Raw genomic sequence first — 16,750 nt, 5'->3', positions numbered from 1 at the left:
GGGATTGTGTTTAGAAATCACCTCTAGGGATTGGTTGTTTGAGCTGCCAAACGCTGCTTCAACTCTTCTAACGCTTGCGCCCAACGGGGATCGGGTTGAACCGCATCAGAAGAAGTGCTGGTTGAGGTGCTGCTACCGCTGGGACGGCGAGACTTTTTATTGTTACGACGGCTGCTGCCACCGCCACCGCCACCGCCACCGCCACCGCCAGAACTGCTGGTGCTGGGGGTGGGACTGCCCGATGGGCGATCGCTAACTGGCTTTGCTTCCTCCTCCCCTGGTTGACCTTTAGCTCGAGGCAATGCCTTTTCAATTTTGATGGCGCTGTCTCGGAAAACAAAGCCGTTGAACTTTTCAATGAATTGATCCGCCTGTTCGTCATTGGGTACGGTGACGAAACCGAAACCCCTGCATTTGCCGGTTTTGCGGTCTTTAATCAACTTGGTCGAGATATTGTTACCCGCCTCAGCGAACACCGCTTGCAGTTCGGTGCGATCGATTTCTTCTTTAGGCAGGTTGCCTACGTAAAGACGAATGGACATAACGAAGATACCTCCAGATAGGGATTGAAAAAAACTTAGTTGCCAGCGCCCACAACAGCTTTGGCTGAGGACAAACCCGATTTACACTTGCCGCAACAAACCACTCGTTGTATTCCTCTAGCCAATTACCACCACACAGATCGCTGCCTGAAAAAACGCTGTTTAATATTGAAAGCCTAAGATGTTTTGCCTGACTTTCAAGCATAAGACTCGTGAGTAGGCACAGAAAAGTCAGGTTTCTTGTCTTTATTTCGGTGGCTTTAGATGTTGACACTAATAATTAAAATATCACGGCATTGGTTATGAAACCAGTTCTCAGGATAGATTTCAACTTTGTCTGCCACTGCGGGGGGTAGATCCCAGTTGTAACACTTGCCGCCATCTTCTGGTGTCTCCTAAGGATTGCTCTTCGATACATGCAGGTAAACAAAAACCAGCCCCCGCTGTGGCTGGTTGAGCTTTTGCTGTGTTGGGAGGAGGAAAACCTGATACCAAGACTGTGCTGCAAAACTGCCTCGCGCCGCGTCTGGATCAAATTCTTATGTAAATAAATGTAACAAAGACCGCGATAAATTGCAACATTTTTTTACATAACTCGGCTCCCAGGGGAGCAGGGGAGATCTTTGAAGAGGACGGGTCGAGTGGGAGACAAGGGAGAGCGGGGACACCCCATTTCTCAAGCCAGGGGTTTCCAACTTTGAAGAAGTCTCTTCTTCTAGCCCGTTTAAATTCGGGAGGCTCAGACCAGATGCTTCTCACTTGTGAAGGGTACACTCTTAGCGTCTCCCCAACTCCTTTGTCAGAGCATCTTCAAAGGTCATAGAGCAGTTTTGATGTGGCTGAGCTACTAGAAGCCACCTTTCAAGATGATGTAAGCTGCCACAACAGCAGAGCCGGTGGCTAAAATCGTAGACCAGACTGGATGACCGCTGGGACTGGTTTTGCCGCTAGAGGTGGCGATCGCTTCAATATCGATCCAGGGGGTAGCGCCCCGGCGAAACCAGCCGGATACTGTAACCGAGCGGTTGATTAAATGACTGGGACGGTTTGTTCCCAGGATGATATTCCCTATCGGACCAAGCCAAGAAAGGTAGTGCAGTTTTACCAATCCGGCACCCGATTGTAAAATTAAGTCTTGTCCCAGCCAGTTGGCGATACCGGGACGCCCCAAGAGCTTTCCGGGAAAACGCACAGGCTGACTATCTATCGGTAGGGCATCTGGATCGCCTAGGAGGTCTGGCAAAGTGGTTTCATCGGCTCTGGTAGAAGGCGTAATATCGGGAAAGAAAGAATTAATGCGGATTAAAGTGCCGATACTAAACCCAGATAGTACAAATCCCCGGAGAAAAAACCAGTAATCATCCAAAAGCCAGGATAGTAGCCGGATTCTTGCTAAACTCCCAACTTCGCCCAAGAGCCAGAGTAACGCTCCCAGAATTAAACCGATTAAAATGCCAAAGTAGGGGGCGGCTTGTAGTCGGAATGCTGAGTTAGGGCGAGCCTTTCCCGTCGGTGAACTGAAGTCAAGCTCGGTTTCCAGTTTCCAGTGGCGAGCGTAGCGGGATAATAATTGTAAGCGATCCCCGGTTAAAGGATGAGAATTGTTCCAAGCCAGCCATCGGCTGTAAGGATTGAGAACATCCCAAGCCAGCACGGGTTCAAACGCAGTATAAGCGTGAACGCTACCCAAACCAATCGCTTGCCGATATCCCAAAGGCATCAACAGGTCAAAACCTTCCAAAAGCCAGGTGGTTTTGCCTTGTTGCTCGATATCTTTGGCAATGCCAATGGCAATTTTAAGTATGGCGCGACTCAGTCCGTTGGGATTGCCGGTAACATCGCAGGAGAAGCGATCGCTAAAATAAACCCTAATTCTGGATAACCATACCAAAGGCCACCGCAGCAGCCAATAGATAGCATAAGCGATTTGCCCGATCGCCCCCGTTGTTCCCCGCAAAATTGGCCCTTCCCACTGTTCTCCCCATTCAGCAACTAGCCTGTATATCGTATAAGGAATTTGGGCAACCAGAACGCCCAGTGACATCAGCACAAAATCCCAGCGCCGGATCTGCCCCATTTGAGCGGCGTATATAGCACCAATTTCGTCATCTGTCAACTGTTCTAACAATCCTTTACTGACTACAATGCGAGCCGTATTGGGTAGATTGCCATAGGTGAGCGCCAAGGGAGCATCTGTCGGTAAAATTCCTAACTTCGGTACGGGGATGCGGCGTTCGCGGGTGAGGCGTTGCAGGACTCTAGCAGCTTCCTGGCTGTGGGTTTTGAGTGTTTCCACGGAGAAAGGCTTGTTACCGTAAAACAGCTTTAGCAGTCCATCGATTAACCAAGGAGACAGCACCAGCAGTATTGCCAACCCGATCAGTATGGGTAAAGTGGGTTGGTAGTAGAAGCCGTAGAAAGCTTGAATTGGTTCTAAATAAGGCAGCTTAACGAATAAATCATTTGTAACCGCAGCGCCGAACTGGAGGATGAGACGAAGCATCCAAAATAGAGCGATCGCAGTTACAATCTGCACTCCCCACAATTGAGTCAGATCCGGTTTAAACCCAACATCAACAGGCAACGGCTGCCATCGCTGCGCTCTTTGGGCTTGTCGCCAAGTATGCGGCTGTGGGGAGTAGGATGTAGAGTTCCCAGAAGAAGATACAGAATCAGCGGGACGGGAGGATGCTTGTTTTGACGCGAGGAGACTGGAAGGTTCTGGTGCAGGAACATTCCTACTGACTGTATCTTTTCTGCTCTTCTGCTCGCCAACAGGGGCGGGTTTAGTTAAATTGTCGCTGGGAGTTGTCAGATTATTGGTAAAACCCGCCCCTACAGCGCTCCCCTGCTCCCCTGCTCCCCTGCTCGCTTGCTCCCCTGCTTTACCCAGGGGGGGAATGACTTGCCTATTTTCTTGAGGCGGTATATTTTCCAGCGGGACAAAGCCGCTAACTTCTGTAGATTGCTTAGAAGATGGCTGGTTTATTTGGGGTATCTGGTCTAACGGGACAAATCCGGTAGGATTTTCTGTGGGTGTAGGCTTGACAGATGTTGAATTATGTGTAATTTCTGCTAGTTTATTATCTGCCCATTGTTTGACTTGGGGATTAACGCTAGTAGTCAGATGCTGACACAGAGCGATCGCTTTTTGCATGTTACCGCTGCTATTGTAAGCAACGACCAACCCCATCTGAGCGCGTACAATGGTGGCTGGGTCTATTTCTACGTCGCAGACGCTTTCTAGGTGAGGGATGGCGCTGTTGAAATCTCCCTTCTTCAAAGCTGCCAGTCCAGCCTCAACAGAAGAGTCAGGAAGTGAGGTCATGGCTAGTCTTCCACTCGGCTTTTACTTAAAGATACCCATACTTCAGCAGTCAGCTATCAGTCAGCGTCACAATTAACTATTTAGGAATAAGGCTCATATTCCCGGTTTCTAGGAAAAATCGTGGGTTTGGTAACCAGAGATATGCCTCCCTTCCGCGCTAGCGCACTCGCGCACGCACTCCCGTTCGCGAACGACGGTTGAAACCGGGTTTCTCGCCTCCTCTTGCATCAGTCCTCCCCCAGCTTGACTGATTGCCCAGTCTAGATAGTAAATATTCATCGGTCATACTGTAATCGTCAAAACCCAACATTCGTTTCAAAGTATGCAAATTTTCACCAGGCGGTAAGTCTTCAAAGGGAGTGGGGGTAAACTTGAAGGTGATGGGCTTTAACTATCTTGTTAAAGCTTGCCCCTACTTAGCTTTTTGCCGCTCTATTCATCCGGTCTCAATTGAGAAATTACCTAATGCCTGTGGGAAATATTTGTTTCCACTTCCCTAGCAACAACCAAGCGCCACCCAGCAAAAATAACCCAGATACCGATGAAGGTTCTGGAACTGAAGCTGCTGCTGGTGTAGGAGTGGGAGTAGTAGTTGGAGTTGGAGTCTCAGTGGGTGTAGGAGTGGGAGTGTCAGTTGGAGTTGGAAACGGTGGCAAAGATAAAGTGTTACTCCATGAAAAATCACTGATTACAATATCCCAATGATGTTGAACTGTACTGATAGATCTGATGGAAAAACTTCCTTTAGCGCCATTACAACTCCTGTCTATACCTAAGTTACAGGTAAACGAAAGTAGATAAATACTCGCTCGCGGGAGCGTAAAGGCATTGCCTTGTACCCTGAATCGAAACTCACCCTGACCAGATGGGATCGGCGATACATAATTACCCCCTAAGTAGTACCCCGAACCAACATCTCCTAGACGTATAATCTCACCTGTCTCTCTTATAAAACTGCCGCCAAAAATATTCCTTACAGCGACACCGCCTGTTACTGTAGACCCATTGATATCACCTGTGAAAATTCCAGCTATCGGAGAGCAAACTGTGTTATGGAAAACCAAACCAACTGCGCTATAAAGTGTGCAAGATGGTAGATTAGTGAATCTGAACGACATTGCTTCAGCCGGAGAAATACTTATGGTTGCACTAGCTGCTATTGTCGCCGCAGCTAGGGAAAATTTGGTGCGATCGCTTAACATAAACTTTGCCTTCCTACTCTCGATGGTGGATGCAATTTAATCGAGATATTGCTGCCCCAAAACCACCTACTCAGTTTCCGGAAAAAGTTTAAGTAAATTTACATAGTTAATTTTTAAGATAAATAATTGAATTTAAATCCAATTTATGCTATATAAGCGGATTGCAACGCGATGAAGTAGAGCCAAAAGGCTTCGTTTGTGCAGGGGCAGCATTAATGCTGCCGCTAGCGCTGGAAACCCGGTTGGTGGGAGAAGGACGATCGGAGAAACCGGGTTTATACGTAGATCTCTAGTTCCAAAGCGACGATTTTTCAGAGAAACCCGGTTTCTTTAGGTAAGTTTCGATCGGCTTAAGTTGCGTTCGCGAAGTGTCTCGGTACGAGAATCGCGCGCGCGCATAATAATACAACAAAATTCAACCTATAAAGATTGCGGTTGCTGACCCGAAACTACAGGTGCGACTGAACTCAATTTTAAATCTGGATGATCGCCTTGAATTTGATGCAAATTCCATTCATTCTTGAACAGTAAAACCGGGCGTCCCCAACCATCTTTTACCGTCACGGTATTAAACAAGCGCCCGACTTTATTTAACGCTTCCCAACCGCCAGTCACCCATCTGGCTACGCTGTAAGGTAATAAATCGAGTAAGGTTTCTACGCCGTATTCGTTTTGCAGGCGGAATTGGACTACATCAAATTGCAACTGTCCGACGGCTGCTAAAATTGGGTCGCGTTTAGCTTCATCGGCTGAATACATGATTTGCACTGCCCCTTCTTCTTGCAATTCCGAAACGCCTTTGCGGAATTGCTTAAACTTAGAAGGATTGGGATTTCTCAGGAAAGCAAATAGTTCTGGAGAAAAACAGGGAATCCCTTCGTACTCTAATTTCTGACCCGTGTAAATTGTATCCCCAATCGCGAACACCCCTGGATTATTTAAACCAATCACATCTCCAGCATAGGCTTCTTCGATCGATTCCCGGTCTTGGGCAAATAATTTTTGGGGTCTTGACAAACGCACCGTTTTACCAGTGCGGGCGTGGTTGACCACCATATCTTTTTCAAACTTGCCGGTACAGACGCGGACGAATGCCACTCTATCCCGATGTTTCGGGTCCATATTCGCTTGCAATTTAAACACAAATCCCGAAAAATCTGGATTTGTGGGCGGAATTTCCCCTGCTGATGAATTGCGAGATCCGGGTTTGGCGGCGAGTTGGAGAAAAGCGTTTAAAAATAGCTGGACGCCAAAGTTAGTCATGGCGCTACCGAAAAATACGGGGGTCAATTCGCCTTGGTGTACTCTTTCGATATCGAGTTCTGGTCCCAATCCTTCCAAAACTTCTAAATCTTCTTTGAGTTGGTAGTATAAGTCTTGCTCTAGCAGCCCTTCGATATTGGGATCTCCCAGCGCTACCGTTGTATCTTTTGCTTCCCGGCTACCGTGGGCGGTACGTTCAAATAGGTGAATTTGGCGTTGCTGTCGGTCAAAGACGCCTTTGAAGCGATCGCCCATGCCAATAGGCCAGTTTACTGCATAAGTCTGCAAACCCAATTCTTTCTCAATTTCGTCCAGCAACTCCAAGGGTTCCCGCCCCGGACGATCCATTTTATTCACAAAGGTAAAAATGGGCAGCCTCCGCATTCGGCAGACTTCAAACAGTTTGCGAGTCTGGGGTTCCAACCCTTTAGCAGCATCGATCAACATTACCGCATTATCGGCAGCGGCTAAAGTCCGATAGGTATCTTCGCTAAAATCTTGGTGTCCGGGGGTATCTAGCAAGTTAATCTGACAAAGGTCATACTCAAACTGCAACACCGTCGAGGTAATCGAAATTCCCCGCTGTTGTTCCATTTCCATCCAGTCAGAAGTTGCCTTACGCTGGGCGCGCCGTGCCTTAACTGCGCCAGCTTCGTGAATCGCACCCCCGTAGAGTAGCAGTTTTTCGGTCAGCGTCGTCTTACCCGCGTCGGGGTGGGAGATAATCGCAAAGTTGCGACGACGTTCAACGGCAGTTTGGATTTCGGTCTGAAGTTCCGTAGTCATGCAAAAATTGAGTGGGAAAAATTTAGCAACGGGAGTGGCATAACAACAATACTAGGATAACGACGATCCCCCCTACCCCCCTTGAGGGTACGGAAATCTCCTCCACCAAGCTGTTGAGCGAATGTGGTAGCTTCGTATCGAAAGAATAAACCAGACTGCATTAGGGAAGAGGTTATATGTACGACGCGGACAAACGGAAGCTTTTATCGGCATTGTGTCACGGATCGATCTTTTTTAGCCTGTTGGGCGTGTCTATCGGCATCCCAATTGCGGTTTTGCTCGTATCCGATGACCCAGTTGTGAAGGAAAATGCTAAAGAAGCGCTCAACTTCCACTTTAACGTTTGGCTGTACGGCATTATCTTTGGCATTCTGACTTGGGTGTTAATTGGTTTCGTGCTGCTGGCTATCTTGCAAGTTGTCAACATAGTCCTGCCAATTTTGGCGATTCTCCACTGTTTGAACAAGAGCGAAGATGCCTACCGCTACCCCTTTATCTTCCGCTTAATCTAAGGATTTTGTCGTAGCAATAGGGCCTTTGGGCGCTGGGGCTATTAGTTAGCTAATCAAGAAACCCGGTTTTTCGAAAAAACCGGGTTTCTTGTAGTCTTTTCAACAAAATCGCCCCACGGCTTGAAGGCTGTAGGGCAAAGGGACAGTTAAACGCTACTTATTAATGTCGTCTAACTTTTGTGCCGTTCAATAGTTCCATTTTGGATAGACAATCATAGACTTGGCGATTATCCTCCTACTCTGGGTTTGAGCAACGCTGGTGAAGAACCCTAGTATGAGGGGAACACAAGCGTTATCTGCCTTGGATGTACGATAAGACATCCCCTATCCCTCATCACGCCTTTGAGTGAATTGGGATTACTTTTGAGTCAGATTAAGATCTTTTCTTAATCTTTGTTGAGGTGGCTTTTGGGATCTCAAGTAATAAAATACCATACTTGACCATTGTCAGTCATAAGTTGAGTGAAGTTTTACAATACCGAGGTTGTGACGATTTATCGATTGTCTATGGGGTGGCGTGCAATGGTACTATTGGGTCTGGATAAAGGTAATTCTGTCCCGTCCAACCCAAGGCAAAGCCAATCAGACAAATCACGGTTAAAATCCAAAAAGCTTGCCACTGACCAAGTCCGGCTCTATAAAGGTCTAGTCTGGCTAGCAGTCCGGCTGAGACTAAAACCAAGAAGCGGATGACAATATCAATCCATATCACAATCGCGGCGGCCAGAAAAGACACAACCAGTACGATGACGAAAGCATTGATATCCGAACTGAGGGTACGGAGAATAATCTTTCGGATATTGGAAAAAGGCGCTGCTAAGGTTTCCGCCAGCAGCAATACCAATGCCGCCGCCAGCAGCAAGGTGTACCAAGGAGACTTAGAAGCGGACAAGATCCACCCTAAGGCAGTATAAGTCACCAACAGTAACATTAAAGATAGTTTAGGTAGTTTTTTGAGGCTCAGCATATCTGGGTTTTCTGGTTTTTCTTTTAACTTACCCCTACCTGTGGCTTTTGCCTCTTCCTCTCCTCCCAATTAACCAAGACGACGCTCTGATGCGGGAGAACAAGACACACCGGACACACCGGACACACCGGACACGGGGAATGAAGAGGACAAGAGGATATGGGGACGCAAAGACGCGGGTAACTCTTCAATCAACCTCTCCCTTGTCACCGCGATCGCTTGTCCTCTTCAACTGCCCAAATCATATAAATTTTTGTTAAACGTTTGTAAACTATTAAGAAGCGCGTTCCAAGCGCGATCTATGTATTGGAGATCGTATGAAGCAACTGATTAGGGCTGAGCGCTTCTGTCTGATAGGACACATTGTCACAATGGTTTTTGGATGGGCGGGGCTGTTATTGGTTTTACCCCATCCGGAAGTGATATTGAATTTACCAGCGTTTGGGCAGAACCTATTCGAGTGGAGTATGGCTGGGGGCGGGGTGGTAAATATCATCTTAGGGGCGATCGCTGTAGCCATTTTTGCCTACCGCACCCTGGGCGCTTGGCACTGGTTAACGTTTATGCTGCCAGCGGTATGCATATCTTTAAGCAGCGAATTGCTGGGCACGGGTACGGGCTTCCCCTTTGGTGACTATCATTATCTGAATGGTTTGGGGTATAAAATTGCGGGGCTGGTGCCGTTTACCATCCCCATTTCCTGGTTTTATATGGGGTTGGCGTCGTATTTAATCGCCCGGGTGGCGCTAAAGCTGGATCAAAAGCCGTCTTGGGTGCGTTGGGTAGGCGCGATCGCAATCGGTGCTATCCTCTTCACTTCTTGGGATTTTGCCCTAGAACCAGCCATGAGTCAAACATCGGTTCCTTTCTGGTACTGGGATAAAGCAGGCGCTTTCTTTGGCACGCCGTACCAAAATTATGCCGGTTGGTTTGGCACTAGCGCTTTATTTATGACGGTAGCAGCGACGATCTGGACTCGAAAGCCCGTCTTGGTGCAGCAAGAAACCCCTCAACCTTTAACGCGAAATCAACTCGGTTTGCCGTTAGTTATTTATTTGAGTAACTACGCTTACGCAGCCATGTTAAGCTTAGCTTCTGGGTTTGCAATACCCGTTGTGTTGGGCTGGTTGACTGGCGTTGTCCCGGCGATCGGGCTGTATTTCCTGGCTCAATCTGCTAAAGCCCCAGTAGCAGCACCAAAATCTGCTACCATCAACACCGAAATCGCCATAACAGCTGTAAAACTTGGAGTTAAGTGAATTTAGATTCGTTGACAGTACAGGGTGCGCTCGTGTTGGGGTTGTTATTAATACAAGCCCCAGCCACGGCTATTTTACTGTCGCGACTGCTAAAAGGGCCGTCGCGTCGTCCTGGAATTGAACCTTGTACCGCCACGCCGGATCTGTTAGGTACCGTCAGCGCGATCGTTCCGACTTTAAACGAGGCTAAGCGCATCCGTCCCTGTTTGGCAGGGTTAAGTCGCCAAAGCTACGAAGTGCGGGAAATTATTGTTGTAGACAGTCGGTCGTCTGATGGTACTCTCGATTTGGTGAAAGCCGCCGCAGAAAAAGATCCGCGCTTTCGCCCGATTACAGATGACCCTTTACCGCCCGGATGGGTGGGACGCCCTTGGGCATTGCATACGGGTTTTTTGCATAGTAGCGACCACAGCGAATGGATCTTGGGCATCGATGCCGATACCCAACCTCGTCCTGGGTTAGTCGCCGCTTTGGTAAAAACAGCCCAAGACGAAGGTTACGATCTGGTTTCCCTGTCGCCCCAATTTATCCTCAAATACCGAGGTGAGTGGTGGTTACAACCGGCACTCTTGATGACGTTGCTGTATCGGTTCGACTCGGCTGGGGTAAATTCAGACACGCCAGAACGAGTGATGGCAAACGGTCAGTGCTTTTTGTGTCGTCGGTCGGTGTTGGCAGCCGTAGGTGGATACACCAGCGCCCGAAGTTCGTTTTGCGACGATGTAACCTTGGCGAGGAATATTGCCGCCGCTGGTTATAAAGTCGGGTTTTTGGATGGGGCGAAGGTATTAAAAGTCAGGATGTACGAAGGTGCAGCGGAAACTTGGAAAGAGTGGGGGCGCAGTTTAGATCTGAAAGACGCCGCTTCTCCCGCTCAAGTTTGGAGCGATTTATGGCTGCTATTATCTGTGCAAGGATTGCCCTTACCGATTTTATTACTTTCTCCTCTGCTCCCCATCACCTCTGCTCCCCTGCTTCTCTTATTGGCGCTAAACTTATTTTTGCTGGCGATTAGGGTGGGGTTGCTGTTTGCGATCGCGCCATCTTATCAAGGAAAAAACCAGAAGTCTCCTCATTTTTTAAGTTTACCTTTTACCTTTTATCTTTCTCCCCTAGCAGATCCCTTAGCTTTTGTGCGAATCTTACTATCTTCTCTGCAAAAGCCTACCCAGTGGCGGGGGCGTACTTATTAATTATTTGCTCAGTAAAAATGTTTATGCTTGAGAATCCGGGTTTCTCTAAGAAAACCAGATTCTGTGGCGCTACGTATAATAATACGTATATAGACTGATTTGCCTTATCAGAGTTGGACTATGCTTATTGGAGCGTCAGCTAGTGTTTATGGTGATGAATTAATTACCGCGACTGAATTAAATCGGCAACCGGGACGAGTTTTAGATTTAGCATGGGAGCGTCCTGTAACTATAACTCGCTCCGAGCAACACTTTGCCTTGTTGCGTCGCGATCGCATGACTGATATGGTCAAGGCAGCTACAATCGGTCAAGTTGTGTTTGAAACAATCGATGTTGCCTACCGATTGCGTCTGGGAGAACAGATTGATTCATCGCATCCCTCGTCTTCAAAAATACCGATGCTTTTATAGGCGCGACTCCTGAAATAGGTAATTTTGGAAATTCTCAGTGCTAACAAAACATTTTGCCTATTATGTTTCAGTCCATAACAGATTTATTCCTTCTATCGTTCCAGAGGTTTCTATCTCTTCAATTTCCTTAACTAAATTTGCTGTCAACTCTGCCGTTAGTACGTCAATCATTTGCATGTTCATAGGGACAACTACTCCCACTTTATCCATTGCTTCCATTAACATATTTTGTTCTGATTCTTCTAGAAAACCATCAGCGTTAATTAAATTCATTAATAAATCATTTTCCTCTAGCAAGGAGCGCAAATCTTTGTCTTGCTGCATAGGCAATAACAATTTTTCATACTTTTCTTCAGGAACGGAAACGGCTAAAGCCAATTGCAACATCAAGCGGAGATTGCTATTCGGAGGAATAGAACATAAAAACGCCATGATTTTGCCGATTTGTTTGGGATCCATTGGCACCCTTAATATTTTGTAATTAAATATACAGTGTAAAAATAAAATGTAGCTAATTATGCCAAAGCCAAATGTATCTTAAGATACATTTTATTTAGTGATGTCCGAAGACCCGTTAAACTCTTCAGAAACATTACCCTGACGCTTTAGCGCCAGCAATGTCAGAATATCAAACTTACTCATCTACATACAGAACGCGATCGCTCATTTTTGCACCCCTTCGTATAGCATTCGTGCAAACAGCCTTGCTCCATTATCGGTCTTCAACCGTGCATGAGCGAGCATTTAGCACCGTCAAAGAAGCATCCCGTACTGACGGCCTTCAACCACACTTGCCACAAAGCTGGCTTTACGCCAAATCTGCACCTATTTGCCGATAGTCATGCTTCAATGATTGCTCTTGTTGCAGCAGGGCAAGGGGTAGCAGTCATGCCCAGGGAAGCAAAAGCACTGCCTCATCCCAAAGTTGTGTTTATGCCGCTTCACCATCCAATATATTACGCCCGATCAACGGCAGTGTGGAGGAAAGAAACACCATACAAATCTTTAGATAAATTTCTCGAAATTTTATTTTAGTCTAATAGTAAACTATAAAAACAACAAATAATCCTAAAATTAGGACTTATACAGCGACAATATACACAATTAATGGTGCCGTACTCTCGTAAGATAGCACCCTACAAACTGATTTTGAACGACTGCACCTAGTGATGTGCAAGCGGAGAGAGTCAGTAAGCTGACATCCAAAGAAACGACTAACTCAAATGCTGTCGAAATAAATGGAATTCGCTTTGAACTTTTGATTCCAAAACGAGTCTGGACAATTCCAGCTAAAAACTCCCAAGTTGAAAACCCGGTCGAAATTGGTATTCGCATTATTAATAAAACTCAAGCACCTGTTCGCTTTACTCGGATCGATCCCTTATCGGTTATTACACTACAGATAGCAAGAACGGGAACTGATGGCTCATTATTAAACCTCACAATAGTTGCGAGAGAGCTACTATTTAATCGCTCTCGAGAGGAGCGACAATCTAATTATAATTGTCAATTAGTTTTACCTGGAGAAAGCTTGACTTTTTTTCCAGAAGCCAAGCTGTTCTGGGAGGATGAGCAGCTGACGCTAGGTGAACCCGATCAAGGGGGTAGTCGATGGTACATTAGATTGCCAGAAGTTGGTACTTATAAAGTGGGCTTCAGGTATAACAATCCCTCTCCGGGAGTAGGGGTAGTAGGGTGTTTTGACCCAAACGCCGTTAGCCCAACATACCTAGAAACAGGACTCTGGACAGGTAAGGTTCTCACTCCCTTTGTTGAGGTTCAAATAGTTGAGTAAGGGTAGGGTGTGTTAGACGAGAGTACGGCACCGAGGCGAGACTCTAAAAACAACAAATAATCTTAATACACAACTAATGGTGCGTTACACTTCGTTAACGCACCCTACTTATTTTATTCGCAGATAGTCGAGATTCCCTGCTGAAAAACCTTCACCGCTTCAGCTAAATTAGTCTCAACGCTCAAAATGCAGCGTTTGAGAAGCTCAATATCCAGCGTTGGCAACCCTGTTTTCGTAGAAACCCGAAATATGAGTTTCTCTGCTATCTTAGTTTGTTTGAGAAGCAATGAATTCTTCAATATTGTTCTGAATTGTTTGACAAATTTTATCTAGTGGTAAGTCATTATGATCGTAACCGAAGGGATTTTCGATTTCCACTCCAATTTCCTCAATCCCAAACAAAGCAAAACTGACAAGTGCTACAAATATACCTGTCCACCAACCTAGCTCTTTGACAAACTGAAAAGGCAGAATTAAACAGTAGATGAGTACCAGTTGATTTAGATGAATGACGTAAGCTGCGGGGATTGGTGTTTTCAAAATGCGTTCGCACCCGCCTACATTATCCATCAATTTATTCATCAGAGTGTGGATGGTAGCCAATTGGTGATTAGTTAAAAGACCTCGCTTGTATTCCTGCTGCAAGTAATCTCCTAACCAACAAGTAATTTCTAAGGGCATATTTTGAATATTTTGCAAAACGCTGTATTGAGACGGCGAAACCCAAGGTTTTAACTCCTCACTAGCTGGTTCATAACGCAGAAGTAGCTTTTCCGAGATCGCAAACGCTGGCAATAAACGTAATGCAGTAATTTTTCGTTCTCGATCTCCCGGTTCAACTTCGTCAACTGCAACCCAAATTTGCCAAGCTAGATTGCGGATAGTGTTAACTGTACTACCCCAAAGTTTCCTTCCTTCCCAAAATCGCTCATAAGCTGTATTAGTACGAAAAACTAGCAATAAACCTAAAACAATGCTGGGAATTACACTACCTAAAATCGGTTGAGAAACTGGAAATTTATTGGCGTAAAGCCACGAAATCAGAAGGCCAAATCCACCACATAATAGAGAAGGTGACAAAACTCCTGGAATAACAGAACCTTTTAATCTAAAGGTTTCTTTAAGCCATATTTTTTTGGGAGTATCTTTTGACATTGTTACCATAAAATTGCACGAATGTACCTGCCGAGATAACGAGCCATAGGATTCCTATGCTGCTAGATATCTGGAGCGGCATATGAGGAATTAATTTGTATTTCTCTGATGTATAATTTTGTTGAAAAAGCAATTAATTCGGCAATATAATTATGCAATTTATGACAAAGTTTGTCAAGGGTAATGTCGTTGGTAATAGGTAATAGGTAATAGGTAATTGTATTCATGGCTCAGTCTACTCTTGACAATTACCCATTACCCATTACCTATTACGAGTGTCACTCGTCAGACAAGTTGCTCGAATAGCTGCATAAACCGTTGAGTATCTACATCTAAACAAGCGTCTACGTTAGGCGGATTCGTTTTCTCATCTCGGCGATCGCGCCGATCTGCTAGTGACATACCTGTCGTAAATCTTCCTTGAGTTTCAACCATCATATAGAGGGACTCTGTTTTGACCAAACTCGGATCGATCGCCACCCCCATCGCCAAGGGATCGTGTAAATAACAGCCGTAAAAGCCTTCGTTGTCACGGTAGAAAGCCATATAAATTTCGGTGCAGTCGGCAATAAACTGGGTAACTTTTGAAGGACGACGCTGTAAGTTATCTTCAACAATTTGACGGGGTAAGGGAGCTTTCATCGCCACATCTAAACCTACTAAGGTGAGAGGAATTTCCGACTCCATTACGATTTGAGCGGCATCAGGATCGACAAAAAAAGTTAAATTCAGCGGCGGCTGAAATATTTCCGGGTACGGTAACAGCGCCACCCATGATGACAATTCGCCCTACTTTTTTCATAATCGCCCTACCTTTCTGAATCGCTGTGGCTAGATTCGTCAGCGGTCCTAATGCAATAATGGTCAGACTATCGCCGTACTCTTGAGCTGCCTGAAGCAGTACATCGATGGCATTCTCTTGGGATGGATCAATAGTCAGTTGGGGATAGCGAGGTGTACCATCAACTTCCTTAAAGCGATGGAGTTCTCCCAAACCATCTGCCCCATGAATTCCTGCGGCATTAAATGGCGGTTTTTTCAGAGGTTTTTCACAACCTTTGGCAACAATAGGTAACTTATCTGGTTCTACAATACTCACTACGCGCAACACATTATTCGCTGCCTGATCGACGTTAATATTGCCAGCGACAACTGTGACGGCTTTCAGGTCTAATTGAGGTGAATTTAATGCCATAATCAGAGCCAAGGCATCATCAACACCAGCGTCTGTATCTACTATTACTGGTATGGGCTGATTTTGTACTTCTATCATGCTAGTTAACGCAAGTTGCTAGTTATCTTTTTAGGGCTGCTAATCGCTAATGGCTAATAGCTAATGGCTAATGGTAGAACCGAAAAATATTCCCATCAGCAATTAGCAATTAGCAATTAGCAATGAGAGCAATCCACGATAATTATAACTAGCAACTTGGGTTAGTTACTGAGGGATTTAACTGAGATATTGCACCTATTCCTGGCGATGAGAAATCGCGGCTATATAAACCAAAAGCGATTGGCAAACGGCAGATGCGGTGCGTCCCTTGCGCGTGCGGTCGGCATATCGCGCCTGGACTGGTTGTCCTAGTCGTTCCGATTGTATTCGCTCACCCTTGAGGGCATCGGTGTCAACTTATATTATGTCCGGTCGATTACCCTGAATTAGGAGTAGGCAACAGGCAACACCTGGGTGAAAAAATAAATAACCAATTGATGCCTTGCCCCTACAAGACAATGCAACCGCATCCAACAGCTGGGTGAAAAAATAAATAACCAATTGATGCCTTGCCCCTACAAGACAATGCAACCGCATCCAACAGCTGGGTGAAAAAATAAATAACCAATTGATGCCTTGCCCCTACAAGACAACGCACAAGAGAAGGTTTTGATTACGGGTGATTCAACGCACATTATATTAAGCCCAAAGGCTCTTGACCGTAGGGGTTGCCGCACAAAGTCTACTTCCCGCTTCTGCCTTTGGAGGTCCGCCTCTTCTTGTCCACGGGCGTCATTTCCGCTCAAGCCTAGCTTACTCGGAACATCAAGAAAAAAAATTGAGGTTTTGCGACAAATGTTTCGCGGTTTTTCTGCCTTGATTTTCGGCAATCTTGTCTAACTTACCACAAAAATACCTCCTCGTTGCCAGTCGGTATCGTTAAGTTTAGTTAAATTCTTTTTGGCTATTTAGTCATGCTCCCATGTCCACTCCACGACTTGGAAATCCCTGAGGACTTGGCAAAAAACTAAAGTGATAGGAAAAATCGTGGGTGATTAGTCGCGAGATTGACCCATCACCTTTGTTTTTGGTTTTTGGAGTTTCTAGGAAAAATCGTGGGTGAT

Annotated in this window: 16 protein-coding genes; 6 read left to right on the top strand and 10 right to left on the bottom strand. The window is 45.9% G+C overall.

Features of this window, described 5'->3' with window-relative positions; translation table 11 throughout:
* Positions 1–23 precede the first annotated feature (23 nt).
* The 5 genes from ACE1CM_RS34240 to prfC all read right to left on the bottom strand — a co-directional run bounded on the left by ACE1CM_RS34240 (position 24) and on the right by prfC (position 7,121).
* Entirely contained in the window at positions 24–542 is a 519-nt protein-coding gene (locus ACE1CM_RS34240; protein ID WP_374883350.1) for an RNA recognition motif domain-containing protein, read from the bottom strand.
* A gap of 847 nt (positions 543–1,389) precedes the next feature.
* The gene (locus tag ACE1CM_RS34235) at positions 1,390–3,870 is read right to left on the bottom strand and encodes a M48 family metalloprotease (RefSeq protein ID WP_374883348.1); all 2,481 of its coding nucleotides are present in this window, start codon (positions 3,868–3,870) and stop codon (positions 1,390–1,392) included.
* Between the two features lie 108 nt (positions 3,871–3,978).
* Positions 3,979–4,149 carry a hypothetical protein gene (locus tag ACE1CM_RS34230; protein ID WP_374883346.1) on the bottom strand — a complete coding sequence of 57 codons (171 nt, stop codon included), beginning with the start codon at positions 4,147–4,149 and terminating at the stop codon, positions 3,979–3,981.
* Between the two features lie 179 nt (positions 4,150–4,328).
* Positions 4,329–4,988, bottom strand: a complete 660-nt coding sequence (locus ACE1CM_RS34225; protein WP_374883370.1) for a PEP-CTERM sorting domain-containing protein — start codon at positions 4,986–4,988, stop codon at positions 4,329–4,331.
* Between the two features lie 504 nt (positions 4,989–5,492).
* Positions 5,493–7,121, bottom strand: coding sequence for a peptide chain release factor 3 (prfC, locus tag ACE1CM_RS34220; RefSeq protein WP_374883345.1), 1,629 nt, complete (start codon positions 7,119–7,121; stop codon positions 5,493–5,495).
* Positions 7,122–7,297: 176 nt separating this feature from the next.
* On the opposite strand from prfC, the gene ACE1CM_RS34215 reads away from it, so the two are divergent.
* Positions 7,298–7,633, top strand: a complete 336-nt coding sequence (locus ACE1CM_RS34215) for a DUF4870 domain-containing protein (RefSeq protein ID WP_374883344.1) — start codon at positions 7,298–7,300, stop codon at positions 7,631–7,633.
* Positions 7,634–8,138: 505 nt separating this feature from the next.
* Here ACE1CM_RS34215 and ACE1CM_RS34210 read toward each other — a convergent pair.
* Positions 8,139–8,669 carry a hypothetical protein gene (locus ACE1CM_RS34210; RefSeq protein WP_374883343.1) on the bottom strand — a complete coding sequence of 177 codons (531 nt, stop codon included), beginning with the start codon at positions 8,667–8,669 and terminating at the stop codon, positions 8,139–8,141.
* 248 nt (positions 8,670–8,917) lie between these two features.
* Between ACE1CM_RS34210 and cruF the strand changes: the two genes are divergently transcribed.
* From cruF to ACE1CM_RS34195, 3 genes are all read left to right on the top strand, one after another.
* The gene (gene cruF / locus ACE1CM_RS34205; protein WP_374883341.1) at positions 8,918–9,859 is read left to right on the top strand and encodes a gamma-carotene 1'-hydroxylase CruF; all 942 of its coding nucleotides are present in this window, start codon (positions 8,918–8,920) and stop codon (positions 9,857–9,859) included.
* Complete coding sequence (gene cruG, locus ACE1CM_RS34200; protein ID WP_374883340.1) at positions 9,856–11,052, top strand: 2'-O-glycosyltransferase CruG; 1,197 nt, start codon at positions 9,856–9,858, stop codon at positions 11,050–11,052. Before cruF ends, cruG begins: the two co-directional genes overlap by 4 nt.
* A gap of 120 nt (positions 11,053–11,172) precedes the next feature.
* Positions 11,173–11,463: a hypothetical protein gene (locus ACE1CM_RS34195; protein WP_374883339.1), complete on the top strand. Its 291-nt coding sequence runs from the start codon at positions 11,173–11,175 to the stop codon at positions 11,461–11,463.
* Positions 11,464–11,523: 60 nt separating this feature from the next.
* On the opposite strand, the gene ACE1CM_RS34190 is transcribed toward ACE1CM_RS34195, so the two are convergent.
* A complete protein-coding gene (locus tag ACE1CM_RS34190) occupies positions 11,524–11,922 on the bottom strand; it encodes a hypothetical protein (protein ID WP_374883338.1) in 399 nt (132 codons plus the stop codon).
* A 273-nt stretch (positions 11,923–12,195) separates the two neighbouring features.
* On the opposite strand from ACE1CM_RS34190, the gene ACE1CM_RS34185 reads away from it, so the two are divergent.
* Together ACE1CM_RS34185 and ACE1CM_RS34180 are read left to right on the top strand one after the other, a co-directional pair.
* Positions 12,196–12,498, top strand: a complete 303-nt coding sequence (locus tag ACE1CM_RS34185; RefSeq protein ID WP_374883337.1) for a LysR substrate-binding domain-containing protein — start codon at positions 12,196–12,198, stop codon at positions 12,496–12,498.
* 136 nt (positions 12,499–12,634) lie between these two features.
* Positions 12,635–13,258: a hypothetical protein gene (locus tag ACE1CM_RS34180; RefSeq protein WP_374883335.1), complete on the top strand. Its 624-nt coding sequence runs from the start codon at positions 12,635–12,637 to the stop codon at positions 13,256–13,258.
* Positions 13,259–13,525: 267 nt separating this feature from the next.
* On the opposite strand, the gene ACE1CM_RS34175 is transcribed toward ACE1CM_RS34180, so the two are convergent.
* The 3 genes from ACE1CM_RS34175 to ACE1CM_RS34165 all read right to left on the bottom strand — a co-directional run bounded on the left by ACE1CM_RS34175 (position 13,526) and on the right by ACE1CM_RS34165 (position 15,686).
* Positions 13,526–14,413 (bottom strand): bestrophin family protein, encoded by an 888-nt coding sequence (locus ACE1CM_RS34175; RefSeq protein WP_374883334.1) that lies wholly within the window; start codon positions 14,411–14,413, stop codon positions 13,526–13,528.
* 285 nt (positions 14,414–14,698) lie between these two features.
* Complete coding sequence (locus tag ACE1CM_RS34170) at positions 14,699–15,100, bottom strand: nucleoside hydrolase (protein WP_374883333.1); 402 nt, start codon at positions 15,098–15,100, stop codon at positions 14,699–14,701.
* A gap of 16 nt (positions 15,101–15,116) precedes the next feature.
* Entirely contained in the window at positions 15,117–15,686 is a 570-nt protein-coding gene (locus ACE1CM_RS34165; protein ID WP_374883332.1) for a nucleoside hydrolase, read from the bottom strand.
* Positions 15,687–16,750 lie beyond the last annotated feature (1,064 nt).

This window comes from Microseira sp. BLCC-F43, from assembly GCF_041929235.1.
Lineage (GTDB): Bacteria > Cyanobacteriota > Cyanobacteriia > Cyanobacteriales > Aerosakkonemataceae > Microseira.
The sequence above is the reverse complement of the archived record's forward strand: the minus strand, read 5'-3'. Positions and strand labels throughout refer to the sequence as shown.